22 protein-coding genes and 1 tRNA gene are annotated in these 23,270 nt (G+C 67.2%); 18 read left to right on the top strand and 5 right to left on the bottom strand.

Going from position 1 to position 23,270, the window contains the following annotated elements:
• Positions 1–32: 32 nt before the first annotated feature.
• The 5 genes from BU124_RS09065 (at position 33) to BU124_RS09085 (ending at position 6,094) form a co-directional block, all read left to right on the top strand.
• Entirely contained in the window at positions 33–1,067 is a 1,035-nt protein-coding gene (locus BU124_RS09065; protein WP_084862897.1) for a cysteine synthase A, read from the top strand.
• Positions 1,064–3,613: a DUF3772 domain-containing protein gene (locus BU124_RS09070; protein ID WP_084862899.1), complete on the top strand. Its 2,550-nt coding sequence runs from the start codon at positions 1,064–1,066 to the stop codon at positions 3,611–3,613. The genes BU124_RS09065 and BU124_RS09070 overlap by 4 nt, the downstream gene beginning before the upstream one ends.
• Positions 3,610–4,329 (top strand): alanyl-tRNA editing protein, encoded by a 720-nt coding sequence (locus tag BU124_RS09075; protein WP_084862901.1) that lies wholly within the window; start codon positions 3,610–3,612, stop codon positions 4,327–4,329. The genes BU124_RS09070 and BU124_RS09075 overlap by 4 nt, the downstream gene beginning before the upstream one ends.
• Before the next feature lie 74 nt (positions 4,330–4,403).
• A tRNA-Ser gene (locus BU124_RS09080) sits at positions 4,404–4,493 on the top strand.
• Between the two features lie 95 nt (positions 4,494–4,588).
• Complete coding sequence (locus BU124_RS09085; protein WP_084862903.1) at positions 4,589–6,094, top strand: phytoene desaturase family protein; 1,506 nt, start codon at positions 4,589–4,591, stop codon at positions 6,092–6,094.
• Positions 6,095–6,847: 753 nt separating this feature from the next.
• Here BU124_RS09085 and BU124_RS09090 read toward each other — a convergent pair.
• Positions 6,848–7,867 carry an extracellular solute-binding protein gene (locus BU124_RS09090; protein WP_084862905.1) on the bottom strand — a complete coding sequence of 340 codons (1,020 nt, stop codon included), beginning with the start codon at positions 7,865–7,867 and terminating at the stop codon, positions 6,848–6,850.
• Positions 7,868–8,008: 141 nt separating this feature from the next.
• Positions 8,009–9,646: an ABC transporter permease gene (locus tag BU124_RS09095; protein ID WP_084862907.1), complete on the bottom strand. Its 1,638-nt coding sequence runs from the start codon at positions 9,644–9,646 to the stop codon at positions 8,009–8,011.
• A gap of 172 nt (positions 9,647–9,818) precedes the next feature.
• On the opposite strand from BU124_RS09095, the gene BU124_RS09100 reads away from it, so the two are divergent.
• The 10 genes from BU124_RS09100 to BU124_RS09145 all read left to right on the top strand — a co-directional run bounded on the left by BU124_RS09100 (position 9,819) and on the right by BU124_RS09145 (position 17,925).
• The gene (locus tag BU124_RS09100) at positions 9,819–10,739 is read left to right on the top strand and encodes an ABC transporter ATP-binding protein (protein ID WP_084862908.1); all 921 of its coding nucleotides are present in this window, start codon (positions 9,819–9,821) and stop codon (positions 10,737–10,739) included.
• Positions 10,736–11,497, top strand: coding sequence for an ABC transporter permease (locus tag BU124_RS09105; RefSeq protein ID WP_084862910.1), 762 nt, complete (start codon positions 10,736–10,738; stop codon positions 11,495–11,497). The genes BU124_RS09100 and BU124_RS09105 overlap by 4 nt, the downstream gene beginning before the upstream one ends.
• Positions 11,498–11,564: 67 nt before the next feature.
• The gene (locus tag BU124_RS09110; RefSeq protein WP_084862912.1) at positions 11,565–12,362 is read left to right on the top strand and encodes a S49 family peptidase; all 798 of its coding nucleotides are present in this window, start codon (positions 11,565–11,567) and stop codon (positions 12,360–12,362) included.
• A gap of 1 nt (position 12,363) precedes the next feature.
• Positions 12,364–12,540: a hypothetical protein gene (locus tag BU124_RS09115; protein ID WP_179141893.1), complete on the top strand. Its 177-nt coding sequence runs from the start codon at positions 12,364–12,366 to the stop codon at positions 12,538–12,540.
• On the top strand, positions 12,540–13,496 hold the full coding sequence (locus tag BU124_RS09120) for a calcium/sodium antiporter (RefSeq protein ID WP_084862917.1): 957 nt from the start codon (positions 12,540–12,542) through the stop codon (positions 13,494–13,496). The genes BU124_RS09115 and BU124_RS09120 overlap by 1 nt, the downstream gene beginning before the upstream one ends.
• Positions 13,493–14,272: an SDR family oxidoreductase gene (locus tag BU124_RS09125; RefSeq protein ID WP_084862920.1), complete on the top strand. Its 780-nt coding sequence runs from the start codon at positions 13,493–13,495 to the stop codon at positions 14,270–14,272. Before BU124_RS09120 ends, BU124_RS09125 begins: the two co-directional genes overlap by 4 nt.
• A gap of 285 nt (positions 14,273–14,557) precedes the next feature.
• A complete protein-coding gene (gene uvrC / locus BU124_RS09130) occupies positions 14,558–16,423 on the top strand; it encodes an excinuclease ABC subunit UvrC (protein WP_084862923.1) in 1,866 nt (621 codons plus the stop codon).
• Positions 16,424–16,572: 149 nt separating this feature from the next.
• Positions 16,573–17,232 (top strand): CDP-diacylglycerol--glycerol-3-phosphate 3-phosphatidyltransferase, encoded by a 660-nt coding sequence (pgsA, locus tag BU124_RS09135; RefSeq protein WP_084862926.1) that lies wholly within the window; start codon positions 16,573–16,575, stop codon positions 17,230–17,232.
• 2 nt (positions 17,233–17,234) lie between these two features.
• Positions 17,235–17,480: a molybdopterin converting factor subunit 1 gene (gene moaD, locus BU124_RS09140; RefSeq protein ID WP_084862928.1), complete on the top strand. Its 246-nt coding sequence runs from the start codon at positions 17,235–17,237 to the stop codon at positions 17,478–17,480.
• 4 nt (positions 17,481–17,484) lie between these two features.
• A complete protein-coding gene (locus BU124_RS09145) occupies positions 17,485–17,925 on the top strand; it encodes a molybdenum cofactor biosynthesis protein MoaE (RefSeq protein WP_084862931.1) in 441 nt (146 codons plus the stop codon).
• On the opposite strand, the gene BU124_RS09150 is transcribed toward BU124_RS09145, so the two are convergent.
• Positions 17,926–19,254 carry an ABC1 kinase family protein gene (locus BU124_RS09150; protein WP_143529938.1) on the bottom strand — a complete coding sequence of 443 codons (1,329 nt, stop codon included), beginning with the start codon at positions 19,252–19,254 and terminating at the stop codon, positions 17,926–17,928. It abuts the gene before it with no gap.
• Between the two features lie 65 nt (positions 19,255–19,319).
• The gene (locus BU124_RS09155; protein ID WP_084862933.1) at positions 19,320–19,880 is read right to left on the bottom strand and encodes a DNA-3-methyladenine glycosylase I; all 561 of its coding nucleotides are present in this window, start codon (positions 19,878–19,880) and stop codon (positions 19,320–19,322) included.
• Between the two features lie 96 nt (positions 19,881–19,976).
• On the opposite strand from BU124_RS09155, the gene BU124_RS09160 reads away from it, so the two are divergent.
• The 3 genes from BU124_RS09160 to phbB all read left to right on the top strand — a co-directional run bounded on the left by BU124_RS09160 (position 19,977) and on the right by phbB (position 22,916).
• Positions 19,977–20,783 (top strand): EAL domain-containing protein, encoded by an 807-nt coding sequence (locus BU124_RS09160; protein ID WP_084862936.1) that lies wholly within the window; start codon positions 19,977–19,979, stop codon positions 20,781–20,783.
• Positions 20,784–20,950: 167 nt separating this feature from the next.
• Positions 20,951–22,123, top strand: a complete 1,173-nt coding sequence (locus BU124_RS09165) for an acetyl-CoA C-acetyltransferase (RefSeq protein WP_084862939.1) — start codon at positions 20,951–20,953, stop codon at positions 22,121–22,123.
• Positions 22,124–22,193: 70 nt separating this feature from the next.
• Positions 22,194–22,916 (top strand): acetoacetyl-CoA reductase, encoded by a 723-nt coding sequence (phbB, locus tag BU124_RS09170; RefSeq protein WP_084862942.1) that lies wholly within the window; start codon positions 22,194–22,196, stop codon positions 22,914–22,916.
• Positions 22,917–22,998: 82 nt separating this feature from the next.
• Here phbB and BU124_RS09175 read toward each other — a convergent pair whose 3' ends face one another.
• The gene (locus BU124_RS09175; RefSeq protein ID WP_084862945.1) at positions 22,999–23,169 is read right to left on the bottom strand and encodes a YdcH family protein; all 171 of its coding nucleotides are present in this window, start codon (positions 23,167–23,169) and stop codon (positions 22,999–23,001) included.
• Between the last annotated feature and the right edge of the window lie 101 nt (positions 23,170–23,270).

A 23,270-nucleotide genomic window follows, 5' to 3' on the forward strand; every position in this document is an offset into this window, starting at 1 on the left:
CACCTGAAGACCCAGCCAGAGAAGGGTCCGCCATGACCATCCGCCAAGACCTTGCCGACGCCATCGGGAACACGCCCCTCATCAAGCTGCGCCGCGCCTCCGAGGAAACAGGCTGTACCATCCTGGGCAAGGCGGAGTTCATGAACCCGGGCCAGTCGGTCAAGGACCGTGCGGCCCTTTTCATCATCCGCGACGCGATGGAAAAGGGCCTGTTGAAACCGGGCGGCACCATCGTCGAGGGCACGGCCGGCAACACCGGCATCGGGCTGGCGCTGGTCGGCGCCTCGATGGGATTCAAGACTGTGATCGTCATCCCCGAGACGCAGAGCCAGGAAAAGAAGGAGATGCTGCGCCTGGCCGGGGCCGAACTGGTGCAGGTGCCGGCCGCCCCCTACCGCAACCCCAACAACTACGTCCGCTATTCCGGCCGCCTCGCCGAGGAGCTGGCCCGGACGACGCCCGAGGGCGCGATCTGGGCCAACCAGTTCGACAACGTCGCCAACCGCCGCGCCCATGTCGAGACCACCGGCCCCGAGGTCTGGGACCAGACAGACGGCAAGGTCGACGGTTTCATCTGCGCCGTCGGTTCGGGCGGGACCATCGCCGGGGTGGCGCAGGCCCTGCAGCCCCGCGGCGTCAAGATCGGCCTGGCCGACCCGGACGGGGCGACGCTTTACAACTATTACACCACCGGCGAACACAGGGCCGAGGGCGGCTCGATCTCCGAGGGGATCGGGCAGGGGCGCGTCACCGCCAACCTCGAGGGCTTCAGCCCCGACATGGCCTACAACATCCCCGATGCCGAAGCGCTGCCCATCGTCTTCGACCTGCTGGAACACGAGGGGCTATGCCTGGGCGGGTCCTCGGGGATCAATGTCGCCGGGGCCATGCGCATGGCGCGCGAGATGGGGCCGGGCCATACCATCGTGACGATCCTGTGCGATTACGGCACGCGCTATCAGTCGAAACTGTTCAATCCCGATTTCCTGCGTGAAAAGGGCCTGCCGCTGCCCGCGTTTCTGAGCGCCGCGCCGCGCTCGATCCCCGGCGTCTTCGAGGATCAATGACCGCTCTTTTGCGCCTGTTGAGCGTCGTCGCGCTGCTGGCGGGGGCTGGTGCGGCCACCGCGCAGGTCGGCTCGCTGGTGCCCGATCCGTCGGACAGCGACCAGGCGCAGGCCGACGCGCCACCGGCCGACCCGGCGGCCGGCCTGTCGGAGGCCGAGCTGGACCAGCGCGCCGAAGCCCTGCCGCCGGTCTTCGAGGACCTCGGAGACTGGGACGATCTTGCCACCCGCGTCGAGGAGGCCCTGGCGGCCGGGCGGGTCTCGACCCAGGTGCTCGACGACCTGCGCGGTCAGCTTGCGACATGGCGCGACCGGTTCCTGGCGCGCCAGAGCCGCAACAGCGACCGCATCGCGACCCTGCGCGAGCAGATCGCCGCCCTCGGCGAGCCCGTCGAGGACGAGGACCCGCGCGTGACCGACCGCCGCGCCACGCTGTCCGACCGGCTGCAACGGCTGCGCGCGCCGGGCCTTCTGGCGCAGGAGGCGCATGAACGCGCCGACGGTCTGATCGCCGAGATCGACGCCATTATCCGCGACCGCCAGGCCGACACCCTGCGCGAACGGGTGCAGTCCCCGGTCAACCCGCTGGGCTGGCCCCGGACGGTGACGGCGATGGTGGACGGCTTTCGCCTGATCCGCGCCGAAACCCTGACCGAGTGGGGCAACGAGATACGGCGCCGCGCGGCGCTGGAGGCGCTGCCGTTTTCCGGGCTCTACCTGCTGGCCGGGATCGTTCTGCTGACCCGGGGGCCGCATTGGGCGGGGCGCCTGCAGGGGCGGGTCACCACCCGGTCGAAGCGCGGCCGGGGTGTCTGGCGCTTCCTGCTCTCGCTGGGGGCGGTGGTGCTGCCGTTCCTTGGTATCCTCGCGCTGGTGCGCGCGATCGAGATGCTGGACCTCGTGGGCCGTCGTGGCGCGCTGGTGCTCGACAGCCTGCCGCTGGCCGCACTGATGCCGATCCTGGGGCACTGGATGTCGCGGATGCTGCTCTTCCCGACAGTCGCGGGGACAGCCCCGGCGCTAGAGGTGGACGAGGACCTGCGCAGCCCCGGCGCCCGGCTTATCGTGGCCATGGGCTACGTCCTGGCGCTGACCCTTGTGCTGAGCGCCTTCATGGACGCGACCGGCTTCGATGCCGTGCCGCGCGGCGTGGTCACCTTTGCCTGCGGACTGGCGTTGGCGGCGGTGCTCTGGCGGCTTGCGCGCATCCTGCGCACCACCAATGTCGCGCCCGCGGCCGAGGCGGAGACCGACCCCGACGACGCCGACGCCACAGAGGACACGACCCCGCACAGCTTCCGCCTGGTGGCGCGGCGCTTGCTGGCGCGGGCGCTCACGGCGCTGGCCGGGCTGGGGGTGCTGGCCGGGCTGCTGGGGTACGTCGCGGCGCTGGAACTGCTGGTGGTTCCGGCGGCGATCTCGCTCTTCGTGCTGGGGCTGCTGGTGATCCTGCAACGGCTGTCGGTGGACCTCTACACCCTGTTGTCGGGCATCGAGGACGGCGCGCAAGATGCGCTGATCCCGGTTCTGATCGGCTTCGCGCTGACGCTGTTGTCCTTGCCGGTTCTGGCGCTGGTCTGGGGCGCGCGGCGCACCGACCTGACCGAACTTCTGGCCCGCGCGCAGGAGGGCTTCGCGCTGGGCGAGACCCGCATCTCGCCCACCGATTTTTTGACCTTCGCGCTGGTCTTCGCCGCGGCCTATACCCTGACCCGGCTGCTGCAGGGGGCGCTGCGCTCCTCGATCCTGCCGCGGACCAAGCTCGACATCGGCGGGCGCAATGCCATCGTCGCCGGCACCGGCTACGTCGGGATCGTGCTGGCCGCCATCGTGGCCATCACCACCGCCGGGATCGACCTGTCGGGTCTGGCCATCGTCGCCGGGGCGCTCTCGGTCGGGATCGGGTTCGGGTTGCAGAACATCGTCTCGAACTTCGTCTCGGGGATCATCCTGCTGATCGAACGGCCCATAAGCGAGGGCGACTGGATCCAGGTCGGCACCGAAATGGGCTACGTGCGCGATATCTCGGTCCGCTCCACCCGGATCGAGACCTTCGACCGCACCGATGTCATCATCCCCAACGCCGATCTTGTCAGCGGGCAGGTCACCAACTGGACCCGTGGCAACAGTGTGGGCCGCGTCATCGTGACCGTGGGCGTGGCCTATGGCACCGATCCCCGACGCGTGGAGGAGATCCTGCTGGAGGTTGCCCGCGCGCACCCGTTGGTCACGGCCAATCCGGCCCCGGCGGTGCTGTTCCAGGGCTTCGGCGACAACAGCCTGCAATTCGAGATCCGCGCCATCCTGCGCGACGTGAACTGGGTGCTTTTCGTGAAGTCCGACATGAACCACCAGATCGCCCGGCGCTTCGCCGAAGAGGGGATCGAGATCCCCTTCCCGCAGCGCGACCTCTGGCTGCGCAACCCCGACACGCTGCATGGCGCGGCCGTGTCGCAGGCCTCCGATGGACCGCCCGCCGGGGTGGCGCGCGCCGCCGAGCCGCCCCTTGCCCCGGACGTCGACCCCGATGCCGGAGAGGCCGGATGACCAATGCCCTCTTTCGCGCCGATCCGTATCTGCGCACCGCCGAGGCCCGGGTGACCGCCCTGACCGAAGAGGGGGGCATCGTGCTCGACCGCACGGTCTTCTACCCGGCCGGTGGCGGCCAGCCCGGCGACAGCGGGGTTCTGCGCTGGCAGGGTGGCGAGATCGAGATCGCCACGACCGTCAAGGGAAACGGAGACGACATCATCCTGGTCCCGGCCGAACCGGCCGCCCTGCCGCCCCCGGGGGCGGTGCTGAACCAGACGCTCGACTGGGACCGCCGCCACCGTCACATGCGCGTGCACACGGCGCTGCACCTGTTGTCGGTGGTCATCCCGCTGCCCGTGACCGGCGGGGCGATCACCGCCGACAAGGGGCGGCTGGATTTCGACATGCCCGATGCGCCCGGCGACCGGGAGGCGCTGCAAACAACGCTCAACGACCTGATCGCCCGCGACTTTCCCGTTACCGAGGAATGGATCACCGAGGCCCAGCTCGACGCGCAACCTGACCTCGTCAAGACCCTGTCGGTGGCGCCGCCCCGCGGGGCCGGGACAATCCGGCTGGTGCGTATCGGGGCAGGGGAGATCACCGCCGACCTGCAACCCTGCGGCGGCACCCATGTGGCGCATACCGGCCGGATCGGCCCGGTGCGCCTCGGCAAGATCGAGAAGAAGGGCCGGCAGAACCGTCGCGTCCACCTGCACCTGTGCAACTGACAGCCCCCCGGCGCCGCGATTAGTTTTCCCCGGGCTCTTGCATCGCCCCCGCGTTTTTGAGTATCCCCGCCAGCGGAGCGGTGGCCGAGTGGTCGAAGGCGCACGCCTGGAAAGTGTGTAGGCGGGAAACCGTCTCGAGGGTTCGAATCCCTTCCGCTCCGCCATCTCGACCGGCAGTCAACCGCGCCCGTTTTCGTTGCGAGCGATCGACTTCTATGAGATTGTCATGGTCGGCGGGTAGCGGTCGCTTTGGTGTCTCATGCGTCGCGCACAAACCGATATCGTCATTGTGGGCGGTGGAATAGCCGGTCTTTCTGCGGCGGCCTACGCACGGATGAACGGATTTGACGCGACCGTATTCGAAATGGCGGATCGTCCGGGCGGTGTTTGTGCGTCATGGCAAAGGCACGGATACCTTGTAAACGGGTCCATCCACTGGCTCGCCGGGTCCGCCCCCGGGAGCGATCTGCATGATATGTGGATGGAGCTTGGCGTGCTTGACGACCATCCGCACCTGACCCATGCAAGATTTGGCGTCTATCATGACCTCTGCGGCGTGACGCTGCACCTTTGGCGCGATCCCGACCGGCTCGAGGCGCATCTTTCAGAAATCTCGCCGCCAGATGCCGCCCTGATCGCCGAACTTTGCGCCGCGATTCGCGTCTTTCGGGACATGGACATGCCGATGGATCGTGCCTTCGAGCTTTTGTCCCTAGCCGACTGGATCGGGATATTCGCGCGCAACATGCCGATGATCATGGCGCATCGCAGGTTCAGCACGGTGTCGCTGAGGGACTTTGCGCAGCGCCTCCAGCACCCGGCCTTGCGCGGCATGCTGGAGCATTTCTGGCATGCGGACATGTCGATGCAGTTTTTCCTGATGCAGATGGGCTTTGCGGCCAAGGGAACAGCTGCTTACCCGTTGGGCGGCTCCGGCCCCTTCATCGATCGCCTTGTCGCGCGTGCGGAGCAATCGGGCACGACCCTTGTCACCGGAGCGCGCGTGGCATCCGTGATCACCGACGCTGGACGCGCCTGCGGTGTCATGCTCGAGGATGGCCAAAGGATCGAGGCGCGGCACGTGATCGCGGCCTGCGACGCCGAGACCGTCTTCTCCAGGCTCCTTGCCGATCAGCCATCGCTTCGCCCGAGCGAGCTCGATGCGCTGGACCGGTTCCCGCCCCTTTGCTATTTCTCGGGCGGGGTCACCCATGAGTTCGGGGACATCCCGTCGAGCATGATGGGGCATAACATTGCCCTTCATCCGCCATTGGACATGGGACCGACGCGCCACACACGCGCCACCGTGCAGATCTACACTTTCGACAAGACCGTCTCGCCAGAGAGCGGCACGTTGCTCACGGCGATGCTCGAAAGTGACTATGACTGGTGGAAAGAGCTGCGACGCGGCGGCGCCGAACGCTATGATGCCGAACGCGGCCGGGTTGCCGAGCAGATCATCGCGGCGCTCGACCATCTCTATCCCGGCCTTGCGGGCTCGGTTGTCTTCAGCGACCTCGCGACCCCGCTGACGTTCGAGCGCTACACGGGCAATCACCGGGGCGCTTACGAGGGCTGGCTGCCGACACCTGCGGCCGCACAGGTGAAACTTCCGACGCATTTCAAGGAGATCGAGAACTTCTGGATGGCCGGGCACTGGGTCGCTCCCGGTGGCGGCATGCCACCGGCCGCATATACCGGCCGCAATGCGATCCAGCTCATCTGCGCCCAAGAGGGGCGACGCTTCCGGGTGAGCCGTCCGTGATGCATGGGCGGAGGTGGATCACATGGGCCATCAAGCGCCTGGTGGTTCCAATCACATGGTTCGCGAGCATGGTCTTCGTTGTCGGGCCCTCTACAGGGTCTCTTGTCGCCGAATTCCTGATCGGGGCGTCAATACTGGCCGGTTGGGCCATCGTTGCCGATTTTCCGAAGCCGCCAAAGTAGCGGGCCCATCCAAGCGGTGGTGCCACATATGAAGTCGCCCCAACTCCAGCCGCGAAGGGCGTAGCATACAAGGCACCGGATCAACCGTCGGAGAACGTCCGATTCCGGCCCCGTATCCATAACCAGCTTGGGTAATGGATAATAGGGCACCAAATCTATGCCGCCCCATCAACGAGTCATGCGATTTACAGGGCTTTGAGGCGTCGATTTCCGGTTTTGAAGCCGTCACTTTGGAATGAGGACAGCCGGGCGGTTTCGGGGCTTCGGACAAATCCATTGTCAGAGCCAGAGAATGACAGCCCTGACGGGCGTGAGGGCAAAGACGACTGCCGCCGGGCAGAGGTGGTGGCGGCTGACGAGGGGCCGCCTGTCTCCTCGCAGGTTGACCACCGGGACCGGGCGTGACCCCGCCCCACTGCCGGGAGGAGACGCCGGCAATGTCGATCGCGGTCAGACCCGCCAGGCGCGGTTCGCGCGCGGCAAGCCTGGCACGCCGAAAGGCGCAAGGTTTCCCTTGCGCCTTTGCCTGTCGGCCGGGTGGTCGCGTGGCCATGCCCGCGCCGTGACGGGATCACTCCCAGCCGGCCTCGTTGAGCAGCATCTGCGCCGCGGGGATGTTGTCGGCGATGACCGCGGCATCCAGGTCGTCGGGCTTGAAGAAGCCCAGTTCGGCCACCGACGGGCTGAGCGCGACGCCGGGCACGGCCGGGTATTCGTCGTTGCCCGCCGAGAAGTATTCCTGCGCCTGGTCGGAGGCGAGGTATTCAAGGAAGCGCACGGCGTTGTCGGGGTTCGGCGCATTGGCCGCGACGCCGCCGCCCGACAGGTTCATATGCGCGCCGGTGCTGTCCTGATTGGGAAAGACCCAGCCGATCATGTCGCGGCTGTCGGACAGGCCGTCCACATCCTTGCGGATCGCGCGGGCGAAGTAATAAGTGTTCGCCACGGCGATGTCGCACTCGCCCGAAACGATGCCGCGCAACTGGTCGGTATCGCCGCCCTGCGGGTCGCGGGCAAAGTTGGAGACGACGGCCTCGGCCCAGTCCAGCGTGGCCTCTTCGCCGAGATGCGCGATCAGCGCCCCGGTGAGCGTCTGGTTGTAGACGTTCGAGGAGGAGCGGATGCAGACCTGATTCTCGTAGGCCGGATCGGCGAGGTCCTGGTAGGTCGCCGGCGGGGTGTCCACGTCGTTCTCGTCATAAAAGATGATGCGCGAGCGCTGCGAGAAGCCGAACCACTGGTTCTCGTCATCCTGCGCGTAGGCGGGCACGCGCGCTTCGAGGACCTCGGACTCGACGGTCTGGAACAGGCCCGCGTCTTTGGCGCGTTCGAGCCGCGAGGTATCGACGGTCAGGAAGACGTCGGCGGGGCTGTTGTCGCCCTCGGCCTCCATGCGGGCGATCAACTCGTCGGCATTGCCCTCGATGCGGTTGATGGTGATGCCCGTCATCTCGGTGAAGTCGGAGTAGAGCCGTTCGTCGGTGTCGTAGTGGCGCGACGAGTAGAGGTTGAGCTCGCCCTGGGCAAAGGCCGGCACCGCCATCGTAGCGGCCAGGGCGGTCGTCAGCAGGCGGCTGCGAATCGAAGTCATCAGAGTCTCCTCGGTTTGGTTGACTGTTTTTATCGGATACCGCATGTGACGCGGCTGTCAAGGATTTCCGACTAAAATGATCGGCAATAGCCACCACGCAGGCGGCGACGCGCGGTGGCAGTCCGTCGATCGGAGGGTTTGTCAGGTGGCAGCGACGCTGGTGCGGCGCCATTCGGCGACCTGCGCGCAGAGCAGGATCACCGGGATCAGGCCCAGCCCGGCGATGATCAGGCTGGGCACCGCGGCGCCGGTCAGCCGTTCGTCCGAGGCCAGCCGGAAAGCCTGCACCGCCAGCGTGTCGTGGTCGAAGGGCCGCAGGATCAGCGTGGCGGGCAGTTCCTTCACCGTGTCCACGAAGACGATCAGCAGCGCGGTCAGCAGGCTGGGTCGCAAGATCGGCAGATGGACCGACCGCACCGTGCCGGTGGCGCTGCGCCCCAGCACCCGGGCGGCGGCGTCGACATTGGGCGTGACCGTGGCCAGCCCGCTGTCGTAGGCACCGATGGCCGCGGCGAGGAACCGGATCATGTAGGCCGCGACCATCAGCCAGATCGACCCGGTGATCAGCAGCCCGGTGGAGACGTCGAACCAGGCCTCCATCCGGGCGTCCAGCCAGTTGTCGAACCCCGCGAAGGGCACCAGAAGGCCGACCGCGATCACCCCGCCGGGCACCGCGTATCCCAGCCGTCCGACGTAGAGCGCGGCCGTCGAGACGCGGTTGGGGTGAACCCGCCGGAAGGTGCCGATGACGACCGCGGCCGAGACCGTGACGATGGCCGCGACACTCGCCAGTTTGAGGGTGTTGTGCAGGAACTCCAGGTAGCGCGGGCTGAAGATGTCCTGCTCCGAGCGCAGCCCCATGGCAAACAGGGCGATGGTGGGCACAACGACCCCCAGCAGCACCGGAAAGCCGCAAACCGCCTGCGCCGCCAACGCCCGGCCCCCTGACAGCGGCGTGCGCGAAAACGGGGCCTGCCGCCCCTTGAGGGCGTAGGAGGCCGCGCCGCGGTTCTTCTGCTCCAGCACGGCCAGCAGCAAGGCGAAGGCCAACAGCCCGATGGCCAACTGCGCCGCCGCCGCCCGGTCGGCGAGGGAAAACCAGCTGGTGTAGATGCCGGTGGCAAAGGTCTGCACCCCGAAATGCGCCACGGTGCCGAAATCGGCGATGGTTTCCATGACGACCAGCAGCGCGCCGGCGGCGATGGCCGGGCGGGCCATGGGCAGGGCCACGCGGAAGAAGGCCCCGGTGCCGGAGGCCCCCAGCGAGCGCGCGGCGTAATAGGGCGCCCGGGCCTGCAGCCGGAACGCCGCGCGGGCCAGCAGGTAGACGTAAGGATAGAGCACCAGCGTCAGCATCATGGCCGCCCCGCCGACCGAGCGCACCTCGGGGAACCAGTAGGCGCGCGGGCCCCAGCCCGTCACGTCACGCAACAGGGTCTGCACGATGCCGGGATGGTCCAGGATATGCGTGTAGGCATAGGCCAGCACATAGGCCGGAAAGGCCAGCGGCACCACAAGTGCCACTTCCAGCCAGCGGCGGCCGCGGAACTCGGTCGTGACCACCAGCCAGGCCGTTACCGCGCCCAGCACGATGCTGCCCGACCCCACCAGCGCGACCAGCACCAGTGTTGTCCAAGTATAGCGCCACAGCACGGTCTCGGCGAGGTGGCGCAGGGTGTCGAGGTTGCCCAGCAGCGCGGCGGCGACCACGCCGCCGATTGGCAGCAGGCAGATCGCCGCCACCAGGAGCGCCACGCCGGAAATGAAATGCCTGTCCATCGGTGCGGGTATCCCAAGGCTCGCTCGCGCCGGTATCTAGCGCGGATGGCGGGCGGGTGACAGGCCCGAATCTGCCGGACAGCGGCAAGGGCGTCCGTGCATCTGCGCAGGCCCCCGTCTCGCTTTTCCTTACGCGCAGGGCGGGCTACTGTTCACGACAAAGGGAGCAGTGATGACCGATATCGTTCAAGTTCAGGACCTCAGGAAAAGCTACGACAACGGGTTCGAGGCCCTTGCAGGTGTCGACCTGACCATTCGCGAGGGCGAGATCATCGCCCTGCTCGGCCCCAACGGGGCGGGAAAAACGACGCTGATCTCGACGATCTGCGGGATCACGCAGCCGACCTCGGGCACCGTCACCGTGGGTGGCCACGACATCCTGCGCGATTATCGCAACGCCCGCGCCATGGTCGGGCTGGTGCCGCAGGAAACCCATGTCGAATCCTTCGAAAAGGTCGTGAAGACGGTGCAGTTCTCGCGCGGGCTCTTCGGCAAGCCGCGCGATGATGCCAGGGTAGAGGAAGTGCTGCGCAGCCTCTCGCTCTGGGAAAAGCGGGACAACAAGCTCATGCAGCTGTCGGGCGGCATGAAGCGGCGGGTCCTGATCGCCAAGGCGCTGGCCCACGAGCCGCGCGTGCTGTTCCTTGACGAGCCCACGGCCGGGGTCGACGTGGAATTGCGCCGCGACATGTGGGAGCTTGTCCGCGGCCTCAAGCAGCAGGGTGTGACCATCATCCTGACGACCCATTACATCGAGGAAGCCGAGGCCATGGCCGACCGCATCGGCGTCATCAACAAGGGTCAGATCCTGCTGGTCGAGGAAAAGGACGCGCTGATGCGCCGCATGGGGCGCAAGACGATCCAGATCGAGCTGGCCGACCCCGTCACCGAAGTGCCCGCGGCGCTGGCGCATCTGCCGCTGAGCGTCGACAACGGGCGCCTCGTCTATTCCTACGACAGCCACTCCGACAAGACCGGCATCACCGGCCTGCTCAACGAAATCCGCGATGCGGGGCTGCACATGACCGACCTGCAGACCCGGCAAAGCTCGCTCGAGGAAATCTTCGTCAGCCTCGTGAAGGAGGACGCATGAACCTGCACGCCATCAAGGCCATCTACATCTTCGAGATGAGCCGGTTCTTCCGCACGCTGTGGCAGTCCATCGTCTCGCCGGTGGTCTCGACCTCGCTTTACTTCGTGGTCTTCGGCGCGGCCATCGGCAGCCGCATCGACCAGGTCGAGGGCGTCAGCTACGGTGCCTTCATCGTGCCGGGGCTGGTGATGCTGTCGGTCATGACGCAGGCCACGACCAACGCCAGTTTCGGCATCTATTTCCCCAAATTCATCGGCACGATCTTCGAGCATCTCTCGGCGCCGGTGAACTTCTTCGAGATCACGCTGGGCTATGTCGGCGCGGCGGCGACCAAGGCGCTGTTCATCGGCAGCGTCATCCTGATGACGGCCTTCCTCTTCGTCGATATCCAGATCCTGCATCCGATGGCCATGGTGGCCTTCCTCGTGCTGACCTGCACCAGCTTCGCGCTGCTGGGGTTCATCCTCGGGATCTGGGCGGGCAACTTCGAGCAATTGCAACTGGTGCCGCTTCTCGTCATCACGCCGCTGGTCTTCCTCGGAGGGTCCTTCTACTCGATCTCGATGCTCCCCCCCGTCTGGCAGACGATCACGCTGTTCAACCCGGTGGTCTACCTGATCTCGGGCTTCCGCTGGGCCTTTTTCGGGACGGCGGATGTGCCGGTGGGCCTCAGCCTGCTGGCCATCGCCGGGTTCACCCTGCTGTGCCTGGGCGTCATCGCCCTGATTTTCCGGACGGGCTGGCGATTGCGCGATTGAGCCCTGCCTGAGAATTGGCGCCGACGCCGCCTTGTTCCCGACCGGCGCACAGCCTACATCCGCAATCATGAAACAGTGGGTCCCTTTCCTTAAATCCGATCCCGTCGTCTCGGTCGTGCGCCTGCAGGGCCAGATCGCGGCGGGCGGGGCGCGCGGCCTGTCCGACCGCGGCACGGCCGAGGCCATCGAGAAGGCTTTCAGCCGCGGCAAGCCCGCGGCCGTCGCGCTGGAAATCAACTCGCCCGGTGGCTCGCCGGTGCAATCGGCGCTGATCGCGGCGCGGATCATGCGCCTGTCGCGCGAGAAGGGGGTTCCGGTCTACAGCTTCGTCGAGGATGTGGCGGCCTCGGGCGGCTACTGGCTGGCCACCGCGGGGCAGGAAATTCACGTCGACCGCGGCTCGATCGTCGGCTCGATCGGTGTGATCGCGGCCAGCTTCGGCCTGCCGCAGGCGCTAGACAAGGTCGGCGTCGAGCGCCGCGTCCACACCGCCGGCGAGTCCAAGAGTTTCATGGACCCTTTCCAGCCCGAGAAACCCGAGGACATCAAGCGCCTGCGCGGGATGCTCGACGAGATGCACGATTACTTCAAGGATCACGTCGCCGAGCGCCGCGCCGGCAAGTTGCCCGAGGGACAGGACCTCTTCACCGGCGATGTCTGGGTCGGGCGCCAATCCGTCGAGGTGGGCCTGGCTGACGGGCTGGGTCAGCTCATCCCGGCCATGAAAGACAGGTTCGGCGACAAGGTGCGGTTCCGCCGCTACGGGCAGAAACGCGGCCTGTTCCAGCGGTTCGGCGCGGGGCTGGCCGATGACGCTATCGCCGGGCTGGAGGAGCGGGCCGCCTACGCCCGTTTCGGCCTCTGACGTGATTGCCAAGATCGTCCTTCTCTTTCTCGTCTTCATCGGCGTGCTGGGCATGATCGGCAAGCTGCGCGCGCCGCGCGTCGTGCGCCGCGCGCAGGACAGGCTGTCGGCCGCGAAATGCGCCAAGTGCGGCCGCTACACCTTCGGCAAGCCCTGCGACTGCACGGGGCGCGGCTGATGCTGATGGACTGGGTCTATACCGGGCTGGGGCTGCTGATACTGCTGCTGGCCGGGGACAGCCTGGTCAAGGGCGCGGTGAACCTGTCGCTGCGCATCGGCATCCCGGCCCTGATCGTGTCGCTGACCATCGTCGCCTTTGGCACCTCGGCGCCCGAGCTGCTGATCTCGGTGCAGGCCATCCGCGAGGGCGTGCCGGGGCTGGCGCTGGGCAACGTGGTGGGCTCGAACACGGCCAACGTGCTGATGGTGCTGGGCGTGCCGGCGCTGCTGGCGGTGATGCACACCGGCGCGTGCGAGTCGCGCAACAGCTACATGCAGATGATCGCGGCGACCGTGCTGTTCATCGCGCTGGCCTTTCGCGGGCAGTTCGACTGGATCGCGGGGCTGGTCCTGCTGGCAGCGCTGGCGGCGATGCTGGCCCACGCGGCGCGGACGGCGAACAATCACCGCAAGGCCGACGCCGCCGCCCCGGCAAACGACCCCGACGACCTCGAGGGCGCCGACCCGGACCTACCCTGGCCCAGGATCGTGCTGTTCCTGGCGCTGGGGCTGATCGGGCTGCCGCTGGGCGCGGACCTTCTGGTCGACGGGGCCAGCAACATCGCCCGGGAATTCGGCGTTTCCGAAACCGCCATCGGGCTGACGCTGGTGGCCGTCGGCACCTCGTTGCCGGAACTGGCGACCACGGTCATGGCGGCGCTGCGCCGCCAGGCCGACGTGGCGCTGGGCAATGTCATCGGGTCGAACATGTTCAACCTGCTGGGGATCATCGGCGTCGCCGCGCTGGTGGGCGACATCCCGGTCGATGCGGAAATCCTGCGCTTCGATCTCTGGGTCATGCTCGGGGCGTCACTGATCCTCGTGCCCTTCGTGTTTCTTGGCCTGAACATCAACCGGATATGGGGCATCGCCTTCAGCGTGCTCTACATCGCTTACGTATGGGTGGTTCTATGACAGGTGTGGCCCTGGTGACCGGGGGCGGCAAGCGCCTCGGACGTGCGATGGCGCTCTATCTGGCCGGGCGCGGGCTGGACGTGGCAGTGCACTACAACGGCAGCGCGCAGGCCGCCGACGAGGTCGCCGCCCAGATCGAGGGGATGGGCCGTCGCGCCGTGGCCCTGCAGGCCGACCTGCTGTCCGAGGACGACATGCAGGCCCTGCTGCCGCGCGCGGCGCGGGCGCTCGGGCCGGTGACCTGCCTTGTCAACAATGCCTCGGTCTTCGAGTACGACCAGATCGACACGATCACCCGCGAAAGCTGGGACAGGCACCTCGAGTCCAACCTGCGCGCGCCGGTCGTCCTGACCCAGGCGCTGGCCGACCAGGCCCCCGCGGCGGCGACGGATGACGCGGGCGAGCCGCTGGCGCAGGCGCTGGTGGTCAACATGATCGACCAGCGGGTGCGCAAGCTTACCCCCGCCTTCATGAGTTACACCATCGCCAAGATGGGGCTTTGGGCCTTTACCCAGACGGCGGCGCAGGCGCTGGCCCCGCGGGTGCGCGTCAACGCGATCGGGCCGGGGCCGACCCTGCAGGGCGCGCGCCAGAGCGCCGGGCACTTCGCTCGCCAGCGCGCGGCGACCGTGCTGGGGCGCGGCGCGGACCCCGCCGACATCACCGCCGCGCTGGGCTATTTCCTGGATGCCCCGGCGGTAACGGGACAATTGCTGTGCATCGACGGCGGTCAGCACCTGGCCTGGCAGACGCCCGACGTGCTCGGGACGGAGTGAGCCCGCAGCAAGTTGTGCACGGGCGCTGGAGCGGGCGGATGCACTTTAACAATTTCGTAACAAAGTCAGTGACTTGTGCTGTGGGCGAAAAAATCCTGAGTGTTTTCAGAACCTTGAGATGTTGCCCAAAAATTGGGCGCGGTCACGAAACCGTCATGACACAAGGAAAATTCCCGATGCCCAAAAGCTTGCCCACGGGGTTGTCCACAGGATTGGTGGGTATGTTCCCGCTTGATCCCGGCCATGGGCCATTGCAGGGCGGGCCGGGAATCATAGGCTAGGGGTATGAGCGACGCAGACATCCCCACCCGCACCGGCGCGCCGGTCATCCAGGCCTACCTGAAGACGCTGGATGCCAGCCCGGGCGTCTACCGGATGCTCGATGCCCAGAGCCAAGTCCTCTACGTGGGCAAGGCGCGCAACCTCAAGGCGCGGGTCGGCAACTATGCCCGGCCCACCGGGCATTCGCCACGCATCGCGCGCATGATCGCCGAGACCGCCTCAATGATGTTCCTGACCACGGCGACCGAGACCGAGGCGCTGCTGCTGGAGCAGAACCTGATCAAGCAGCTCAAGCCGAAGTACAACGTGCTGCTGCGCGACGACAAGTCCTTCCCCAACATCCTGGTGGCCAAGGACCACGACTTTCCGCGCATCGGCAAGCACCGCGGCGCCAAGAAGCAGAAGGGCGCCTATTACGGCCCCTTCGCCAGCGCCGGGGCGGTCAACCGCACGCTGAACACGCTCCAAAAGGCGTTCCTGCTGCGCAGCTGCACCGACAGCGACTACGAAAGCCGCACGCGGCCCTGCCTGCTGTATCAGATCAAGCGCTGCAGCGCGCCCTGCGTCGGCAAGATCAGCAAAGAGGACTACGCGGAGCTGGTGCAGGATGCCGAGCGGTTCCTACGGGGCAAGTCGACCGAGATGCAGGCCGCGCTCGCCGCGCAGATGGAAGAGGCCGCCGCCGATATGGCGTTCGAGCGCGCCGCCGCCCTGCGCGACCGCATCCGCGCGCTGAGTTCGGTGCAGACCGCGCAGGGCATCAACCCGCAGGGCGTGGCCGAGGCCGACATCATCGCGCTGCACATGCAGGGCGGGCAGGCCTGCGTGCAGGTGTTCTTCATCCGGGCGAACCAGAACTGGGGCAACCGCGACTACTACCCCCGCGTGACCGGCGACGAGGACCCCGCCGAGGTCATGCAGGCCTTCATCGCGCAGTTCTACGACCAGCGCGAGCCGCCGCGGCAGCTGTTGCTGTCGCACGGGGTGGACGATGCCGACCTGCTGGGCCGGGCTCTGGCCGAGAAGGCCGGGCGCAAGGTCGAGATCACGGTCCCGCAGCGCGGCGAGAAGGCCGAGCTTGTGGGCGGGGCAGCGCGCAACGCGCGCGAGAGCCTGGGCCGCAAGATGTCCGAGACGGCGACACAGGGCAAACTGCTCAAGGGTCTGGCCAAGGCCTTCGAGTTGCCGCAGGTGCCCCGGCGCGTCGAAGTCTTTGACAACAGCCACATACAGGGCGCGAACGCCGTTGGTGCGATGATCGTGGCCGGACCCGAGGGCTTCGAGAAGGGCCAGTATCGAAAGTTCAACATCAAGGGGGATGATCTGACCCCCGGCGACGATTTCGGCATGATGAAAGAGGTGCTGACCCGGCGTTTCAAGCGGTTGCTCAAGGAGGACCCCGAACGGCAGTCGGACCAGTGGCCGGGACTGCTGCTGATCGACGGCGGCGCGGGCCAGGTCAGCGCGGTGCGCGAGATTCTTGACGAGCTGGGCGTCGGCGACGTGCCCATGGTTGGCGTTGCCAAGGGGCCGGACCGCGACCATGGCAAGGAGGAGTTCCACCGCACCGGCAAGCCGGTCATGGCGCTGCGCCACAACGACCCCGTGCTCTATTTCATCCAGCGCCTGCGCGACGAGGCGCACCGCTTCGCCATCGGCACGCATCGCGCCAAGCGGGCCAAATCCGTGGGCGCCACGCCGCTCGACGACATCCCCGGCGTGGGCGCGGCGCGCAAGCGGGCGCTGCTGGCGCATTTCGGCTCGGCCAAGGCGGTGAGCCGCGCGGCGCTGGCCGATCTGAAGGCCGTGGACGGAATCTCGGAGGCCATGGCCGAGACGATACACGGCCATTTCCACGAGACGGGCTGATCTTGCGGTGTGCCTGCGGCACGCAGGATATCTCGTCGGCGTGCCGCCGCCTCGGGGTTGGGGGCCAGCCCCCAAACCCCCGGGATATTTTTGGCCAGAAGATGCGGGCGGGTGTGGCACGGCGGCGGGATTGGCGCTAGGACGCAGACATGACGTGGAGCCTGCCCAATATCCTGACGGTGCTGCGGCTGCTGGCAGCGCCCGGCGTGGCGGTGCTCTTCTTGTATTTCACGCGGCCCTGGGCGGACTGGATCGCGCTGGTGCTGTTTTCCGGGGCCGCCCTCACCGACTGGATCGACGGCTATCTGGCCCGCGCCTGGAGCCAGGAGTCGAAGTTCGGCGCCATGCTCGACCCCATCGCGGACAAGGCCATGGTGGTGATCGCGCTGCTGGTCATCTGCGGGTTTTCCGGCATGGACCCCTGGATCCTGCTGCCGGCGACGCTGATCCTGTTCCGCGAGACCTTCGTGAGCGGCCTGCGCGAGTTTCTGGGCGATACCGCCGGCACGCTCAGGGTGACGCGGCTGGCCAAGTGGAAGACGGCGGCGCAGATGACGGCCATCGCGGTGCTGTTCTCGACCGGGGCATTCGAGCATTACTTCATCATGCAGACCTGGGGCATGAGCGACGCGGTGGTGCGCGACATCCTTGCCGGCGAGGTGCCCGATGAACTGGGGATCGTCTGGAAATACCGCGGGATGCAGATTAGCTGGTGGGTCGGGATCGTGCTGCTCTGGGCGGCGATGGTCCTCACGCTTGTCACCGGCGGGGATTACTTTCGCAAGTCCCTGCCGCATCTGAAAGGGTAGCCATGCAGGTGCTCTATTTCGCCTGGGTGCGCGAACGCATCGGCCTGCCGCGCGAGCAGGTGCAGACCGAGGCCGCGACCGTGGCCGAGCTTGTCGAGGAATTGCGCGGGCGTGAAGAGCGTTATGCGGCGGCCTTTGCCGACCTTTCGGCGCTGCGGGTCGCGCTGGACCAGGAGTTGGCCGAGTTCACGGACCCGCTGGACGGGGTGCGCGAGGTGGCGTTCTTCCCGCCAATGACCGGGGGGTGAGGGGATGACCGTCCGGGTTCATTCCGACGCCTTTGATCCCGGGGCCGAGGTGAACGCCTTTACGGCGGCGGCGGATGGTGCCGGGGCCGTCGTGAGTTTCTCGGGGCTTGTGCGGGATGTTGCTGGCGGGCTGCAGGCCATGGAGATCGAGCATTATCCCGGCATGACGGAAAAGGCGCTGGCCGAGATCCGCGACGCGGCCGTGCGCCGCTGGCGGCTGACGGGTGCGCTGATCGTTCATCGGCATGGGGTGCTGGCGCCGGGCGAGGTGATCATGATGGTCGCCACAGCGGCGCGTCACCGCAGGGATGCTTTCGAGGCGGCCGAGTTCCTGATGGACTACCTCAAGTCCCGGGCGCCTTTTTGGAAGAAAGAGCGAACGGATGCAGGCGCGGCCTGGGTCGCCGCGCGCGACGACGACGAGGATGCGCTGAGCCGCTGGTGATCAAGGCAGGTGCCGCTCCAGCAGGTCGTGCAGGGCCACGCGTGCGCCCAGCCGCGCGGCCAGCAGGTAGAGCCCGCCGATCTTGCGCTGCAGGAACAGCACGTCGGCCGGTGGCGGGGCCGGGGCCAAGCCCTCTTGCGCCAGCGCCATCCCCTCGGCCTGAAGGGTCTGCACAAGGCGCTGATCGGAAAAATCATAGATCGGGTGCTGGCGCAGGTCGTAGAAGGCCGTCTCCATCATGGCGATCACGCGGTCGCGGTGGTCGGCGCGCAGCGTGGCGTCGAGCAGGCCCAGTGTCGTGGCCGCGCTGACCATGTCGGCGCGCCGGCCGGCCAGGCCCGCGCGGATCAGCGCCCCGTAGGCGGAAGGCACCCAGGGGGCCAGCGCGCGGGTCGCGCCGAAATCCAGCAGCGCGATGCGGCCCGTGTCCGCGTCATGGCGGTAATTGGCGAAATTGGGGTCGGTCTGGACCAGACCGAAGGTGAATATCTCGCGCAGCAGCAGATCGAAAAGCGCCGTGACCACGCGGTCGCGCGTGGTCTGGTCGGCGTCCTGCAGCGCCTCGATGGGCGCGCCGGCGACGAAGTCCATTGTGAGCACGGCCCCGGTCGAGAGCTCGGGCACCGGGCGGGGCAGCGCAAAGCGCGGATCGTCGTCCAGCAGGTCGGCGAACCGGGTCATATGGGCGGCCTCGGCGGCGTAATCGGTTTCCGCGTGCAGCTGCGCGCGCGCCTCGTCGAGCAAGGGGGCGAGGTCCAGCCCGCGTGGGACCAGCCCCGACATGCGGATCAGGCTGCCGACATTGGCGATATCGCTGTCGATGCTGCGGGCGACGCCGGGGTATTGCACCTTGACGGCGACGCTGCGCCCGTCCTTGAGCCGGGCGGTATGCACCTGCCCGATCGAGGCGGCGGCGACGGGGCGGACGTCAAACTGCGCAAAGCGGCGCAGCCAGTCCGGCCCCCAGGCCGCGGTCAGCACGGACTTGAGCTGTTTCGGCGGCATGAACTCGGCCTCGTCGCGCAGGCGGGCCATGATCTGGGCCAACTCGGGGGGCAGGACGGCGCCGCCGTCCATCGAGACCAGTTGCCCCACCTTCATGGCCGCGCCACGCATCCGGGCCAGTTCATCAGTGACGCGGTGCAGGTTTGCGGGGGTCAGCAACAGGTCGCGGCGGTCGGGCCGCTCGCCACGGCCGAGGCCGATTAGCCCGTCGCGCGCCGCGCGCCCCGCAAGGCCAAGCGCCAGCCCGCCCATGCGCGCGCTGCGCCCCAGACGACGGCTGGGCACCGGCAGACCGCCGGCGCGGCGCGGGGGTGGCTGTGTCATGGTCCGGCTCCATTTCCGTCGACCACGACATGTAGCGGGCGGCAATGGCCGGGCAAGCCGCCCGGTCAGGCCATCGCCGCGCAGGCCGCGTGGCGCGGGCAGGTGACAAGGTGGTCGTTGACCAGCCCGCAGGCCTGCATCCAGGCATAGACGATCGTCGGGCCGCAGAACCGGAACCCGGCCGCTTTGAGGTCCTTCGACAGTTGCGTCGACAGTGGCGTGGCGGTGGGGACCTCGGCGAGGGTGGTCCAACGGTTCCGGATCGGGGCGTCGCCGACGTAGGACCAGCAGAAGCCCGAGAAATCCTCGATTTCCAGGTAGGCGCGGGCGTTGGAAATCGTCGCTTCGATCTTGCCGCGGTGGCGGATGATGCCGGGGTTCTCCAGCAGGCGCGCGACCTCGGCCTCGCCCCAGCTGGCAATGACCTCTGGGGCGAACCCTTCGAAGGCGGCGCGGAAATTCTCGCGTTTCTTGAGGATGGTGATCCAGCTCAGGCCGGCCTGGAACCCGTCGAGGACCAGCTTTTCCCAAAGCGCCCTGCTATCCCGCTCGGGCACGCCCCATTCGGTATCGTGGTAGTCGAGGTATATCTGGTCGGGCCCGGCCCATCCGCAACGGTCCATCATGCCTCCTTGTTCAGACAATTCAACGTAAACGGCCGCGTTTTACCAGCGCTTAACGGCGTGGCTGGCAAACCGGACGGGACTTGAACGGAGTGGCCGATGCCCGCCTTCGATCTTTCCCGGTCCGCGCTTGACGACCAGGTGCCCAAGGACCCGCTGGAGTATGCCGTCAGCGTCCGCGACAGGGATGTCATGGGCATGGTGCGCAATGCCCTGGCGCAGGATCACTGTGCGCTCGCCTTCCAGCCCGTCGTTCTGGCGGGGCCGGCTGGCAAGGTGGCCTTTCACGAGGGGCTGATCCGGGTTCTGGACGAGACCGGCCGCGTCATCCCGGCGGGCCAATTCATGGACCGGATCGAAGAGGATCGCATCGGCCGGGACATCGACTGTGCCGCCCTGGCCCTCGGCCTTGCGCGGTTGCGCGAGATGCCGGGCGTGCGGCTGGCGGTGAACGTGTCGGCCCGGTCGCTGGGCGACGGAGCCTGGCGGCGTGTCCTCGAAAAGGCGCTGCACGCGGACCCCGACCTCGGCCATCGCCTGATCCTCGAGATCACCGAAGCCAGCGCCATGCAATTGCCCGAGGTCGTCATCCGCTTCATGGAAGAGATGCAGCCGCTGGGCATGGCCTTCGCGCTCGACGATTTCGGTGCCGGGCTGACCGCATTCCGCCACCTCAAGGATTTCTTCTTCGATCTCGTCAAGGTCGACAGCTGTTTCGTCCGCGCCATCGACCAGGACCCGGACAACCAGGTGATCGCCGAGGCGCTGATCACCATCGCCCACCAGTTCGAGATGTTCGCGGTTGCCGAGGGGGTCGAGACCGCCCGCGAAGCCGAGGTCGTGACAGGCTTCGGTGTCGATTGCCTGCAGGGCTATTACTACGGCGTTCCGCGCTTTCGTATTTGAACGCTCAGGTGGGCGTTTTTGAAATAATATTACCCAATCGGGGCGCAATCCGTGTTGCGGATGCAGCATGGACCGCCTATGACGGGGGAAACGGCGGGTTCGGGCCCGCGTGATTCCGCGTCCGGCTCCGGTCCGCCAAAGTTGACGGATCAAGAGAGGACTCATCCATGACCAATGTCGTTATCGCGTCGGCCGCCCGCACCGCAGTGGGCAGCTTCGGCGGTTCCTTTGCCAACACCCCCGCCCACGACCTTGGCACCGCCGTGCTGGAGGCTGTCGTTGCAAGGGCCGGCATCGACAAGGGCGAGGTCTCGGAAACCATCCTCGGCCAGGTTTTGACGGCCGCGCAGGGCCAGAACCCGGCCCGGCAGGCGCATGTCAACGCCGGCCTGCCGCAGGAAAGCGCCGCTTGGGGCATCAATCAGGTGTGCGGCTCGGGCCTTCGGGCCGTGGCCCTGGGCGCGCAGCACATCATGCTGGGTGATGCGCAGATCGTTGCCGCCGGCGGGCAGGAGAACATGTCGATGGCGCCGCACGCGGCGAACCTGCGCCAGGGCCACAAGATGGGTGACATGAAATACATCGACACGATGATCCGCGATGGCCTCTGGGATGCCTTCAACGGCTATCACATGGGCCAGACCGCCGAGAACGTTGCCGAGAAGTGGCAGATCAGCCGCGACCAACAGGACGAACTCGCCCTGGCCAGCCAAAACAAGGCCGAGGCCGCCCAGAATGCGGGCAAGTTCGACGACGAGGTTGTCGCCTTCACCGTCAAGACCCGCAAGGGCGATACCGTCGTGGACAAGGACGAATACATCCGCCACGGCGCGACGATGGAGGGCATGGAAAAGATGCGCCCGGCCTTCACCAAGGACGGCTCGGTCACCGCGGCGAACGCCTCGGGGCTCAATGACGGGGCCGCCGGAACCCTGTTGATGAGCGCCGACGAGGCCGAGAAGCGCGGCATCGAGCCGCTGGCCCGCATCGCCAGCTACGCCACCGCTGGCCTGGACCCTTCGATCATGGGCGTCGGCCCAATCCATGCCAGCCGCAAGGCGCTCGACAAGGCGGGCTGGTCGGTCAGCGACCTGGACCTTGTCGAGGCGAACGAGGCCTTCGCCGCCCAGGCCTGTGCCGTGAACAAGGACATGGGCTGGGACCCCGATATCGTGAACGTCAACGGCGGGGCCATCGCCATCGGCCACCCGATCGGCGCCTCGGGCGCGCGCGTGCTCAACACCCTGCTGTTCGAGATGAAGCGCCGCGACGCCAAGAAGGGCCTCGCCACCCTCTGCATCGGTGGCGGCATGGGCGTCGCGCTCTGCGTCGAGCGCTGACCGCCGAACCGCCGAAAAACGCGGGCACCGGGAGGGTGCCCGGACAATCCCCTGAAGGAGGAGAAAGACCATGGGACGTGTTGCACTGGTGACGGGGGGCAGCCGCGGGATCGGCGCCGCCATTTCCAAGAGGCTCAAGCAGGACGGCTACGAGGTCGCCGCGACCTATGCCGGCAATGACGAGGCTGCCGCCAAGTTCACCGAGGAAACCGGCATCAAGACCTACAAGTGGAACGTCGCCGACTACGACGAGTCCAAGGCCGGCATCGAAAAGGTCGAGGCCGATCTCGGCCCGGTCGAGGTGGTCGTCGCCAACGCGGGCGTCACCAAGGACGCCCCCTTCCACAAGATGACCCCCGAGCAGTGGTCACAGGTGATCGACACCAACCTGACCGGCGTCTTCAACACCGTGCATCCGGTCTGGCCGGGCATGCGCGAGCGCGGTTTCGGACGGGTCATCGTGATTTCCTCGATCAACGGCCAGAAGGGGCAGTTCGCGCAGGTCAACTACGCCGCCACAAAGGCGGGCGATCTGGGCATCATCAAGTCGCTGGCCCAGGAGGGGGCGGCCAAGGGCATCACCGCCAATGCCGTCTGCCCCGGCTACATCGCGACCGAGATGGTCATGGCCGTGCCCGACAAGGTGCGCGAGGCCATCATCAGCCAGATCCCGGCCGGCCGCCTGGGCGAGCCCGAGGAAATCGCCCGCTGCGTGGCCTTCCTGGCCTCCGACGAGTCGAGCTTCGTCAACGGCTCGACAATCTCGGCCAACGGCGGACAGTTCTTCGTCTGAGACCGCGTCTCGCATGAGGGGTGCAGAACGGCAAAGGCCGCCCGCCGGGGCGGCCTTTTCCGGTGCCACACGGCGGGGGGTGTCAGGCCCGGTCTTCCAGCCGGGCGATTTCTTCCTTGAGTTGCAGTTTCTGCTTTTTCAGGCGCGCGATCTCCAGGTCGTCGCTCCCCGGGGCGCGCTGGGCGGTCTCAACGGCTTGGGACAGTTGGTCGTGCTTTCTCTTGAGCTCTTGCAGATGCGACGTCATGCTCATTGGGTCCTCCATGCGGTTGAGTTGTCATAAAAGTGCATCATACCTTTCGGCGCCTGTCACGCCGCTCGGCAGCAAAACGGGGCGATATTCCTTCCATGTCG

It is taken from the genome of Salibaculum halophilum, from assembly GCF_002094885.1.
Lineage (GTDB): Bacteria > Pseudomonadota > Alphaproteobacteria > Rhodobacterales > Rhodobacteraceae > Salibaculum > Salibaculum halophilum.

Excerpts from the sequence above, each read along its gene's own strand:
- BU124_RS09065 (WP_084862897.1), top strand. The coding sequence starts at position 33 with ATGACCATCCGCCAAGACCTTGCCGACGCCATCGGGAACACGCCCCTC.
- BU124_RS09070 (WP_084862899.1), top strand. The coding sequence starts at position 1,064 with ATGACCGCTCTTTTGCGCCTGTTGAGCGTCGTCGCGCTGCTGGCGGGG.
- BU124_RS09075 (WP_084862901.1), top strand. The coding sequence starts at position 3,610 with ATGACCAATGCCCTCTTTCGCGCCGATCCGTATCTGCGCACCGCCGAG.
- BU124_RS09085 (WP_084862903.1), top strand. The coding sequence starts at position 4,589 with ATGCGTCGCGCACAAACCGATATCGTCATTGTGGGCGGTGGAATAGCC.
- BU124_RS09090 (WP_084862905.1), bottom strand. The coding sequence starts at position 7,867 with ATGACTTCGATTCGCAGCCGCCTGCTGACGACCGCCCTGGCCGCTACG.
- BU124_RS09095 (WP_084862907.1), bottom strand. The coding sequence starts at position 9,646 with ATGGACAGGCATTTCATTTCCGGCGTGGCGCTCCTGGTGGCGGCGATC.
- BU124_RS09100 (WP_084862908.1), top strand. The coding sequence starts at position 9,819 with ATGACCGATATCGTTCAAGTTCAGGACCTCAGGAAAAGCTACGACAAC.
- BU124_RS09105 (WP_084862910.1), top strand. The coding sequence starts at position 10,736 with ATGAACCTGCACGCCATCAAGGCCATCTACATCTTCGAGATGAGCCGG.
- BU124_RS09110 (WP_084862912.1), top strand. The coding sequence starts at position 11,565 with ATGAAACAGTGGGTCCCTTTCCTTAAATCCGATCCCGTCGTCTCGGTC.
- BU124_RS09120 (WP_084862917.1), top strand. The coding sequence starts at position 12,540 with ATGCTGATGGACTGGGTCTATACCGGGCTGGGGCTGCTGATACTGCTG.
- BU124_RS09125 (WP_084862920.1), top strand. The coding sequence starts at position 13,493 with ATGACAGGTGTGGCCCTGGTGACCGGGGGCGGCAAGCGCCTCGGACGT.
- uvrC (WP_084862923.1), top strand. The coding sequence starts at position 14,558 with ATGAGCGACGCAGACATCCCCACCCGCACCGGCGCGCCGGTCATCCAG.
- pgsA (WP_084862926.1), top strand. The coding sequence starts at position 16,573 with ATGACGTGGAGCCTGCCCAATATCCTGACGGTGCTGCGGCTGCTGGCA.
- moaD (WP_084862928.1), top strand. The coding sequence starts at position 17,235 with ATGCAGGTGCTCTATTTCGCCTGGGTGCGCGAACGCATCGGCCTGCCG.
- BU124_RS09145 (WP_084862931.1), top strand. The coding sequence starts at position 17,485 with ATGACCGTCCGGGTTCATTCCGACGCCTTTGATCCCGGGGCCGAGGTG.
- BU124_RS09150 (WP_143529938.1), bottom strand. The coding sequence starts at position 19,254 with ATGACACAGCCACCCCCGCGCCGCGCCGGCGGTCTGCCGGTGCCCAGC.
- BU124_RS09155 (WP_084862933.1), bottom strand. The coding sequence starts at position 19,880 with ATGATGGACCGTTGCGGATGGGCCGGGCCCGACCAGATATACCTCGAC.
- BU124_RS09160 (WP_084862936.1), top strand. The coding sequence starts at position 19,977 with ATGCCCGCCTTCGATCTTTCCCGGTCCGCGCTTGACGACCAGGTGCCC.
- BU124_RS09165 (WP_084862939.1), top strand. The coding sequence starts at position 20,951 with ATGACCAATGTCGTTATCGCGTCGGCCGCCCGCACCGCAGTGGGCAGC.
- phbB (WP_084862942.1), top strand. The coding sequence starts at position 22,194 with ATGGGACGTGTTGCACTGGTGACGGGGGGCAGCCGCGGGATCGGCGCC.
- BU124_RS09175 (WP_084862945.1), bottom strand. The coding sequence starts at position 23,169 with ATGAGCATGACGTCGCATCTGCAAGAGCTCAAGAGAAAGCACGACCAA.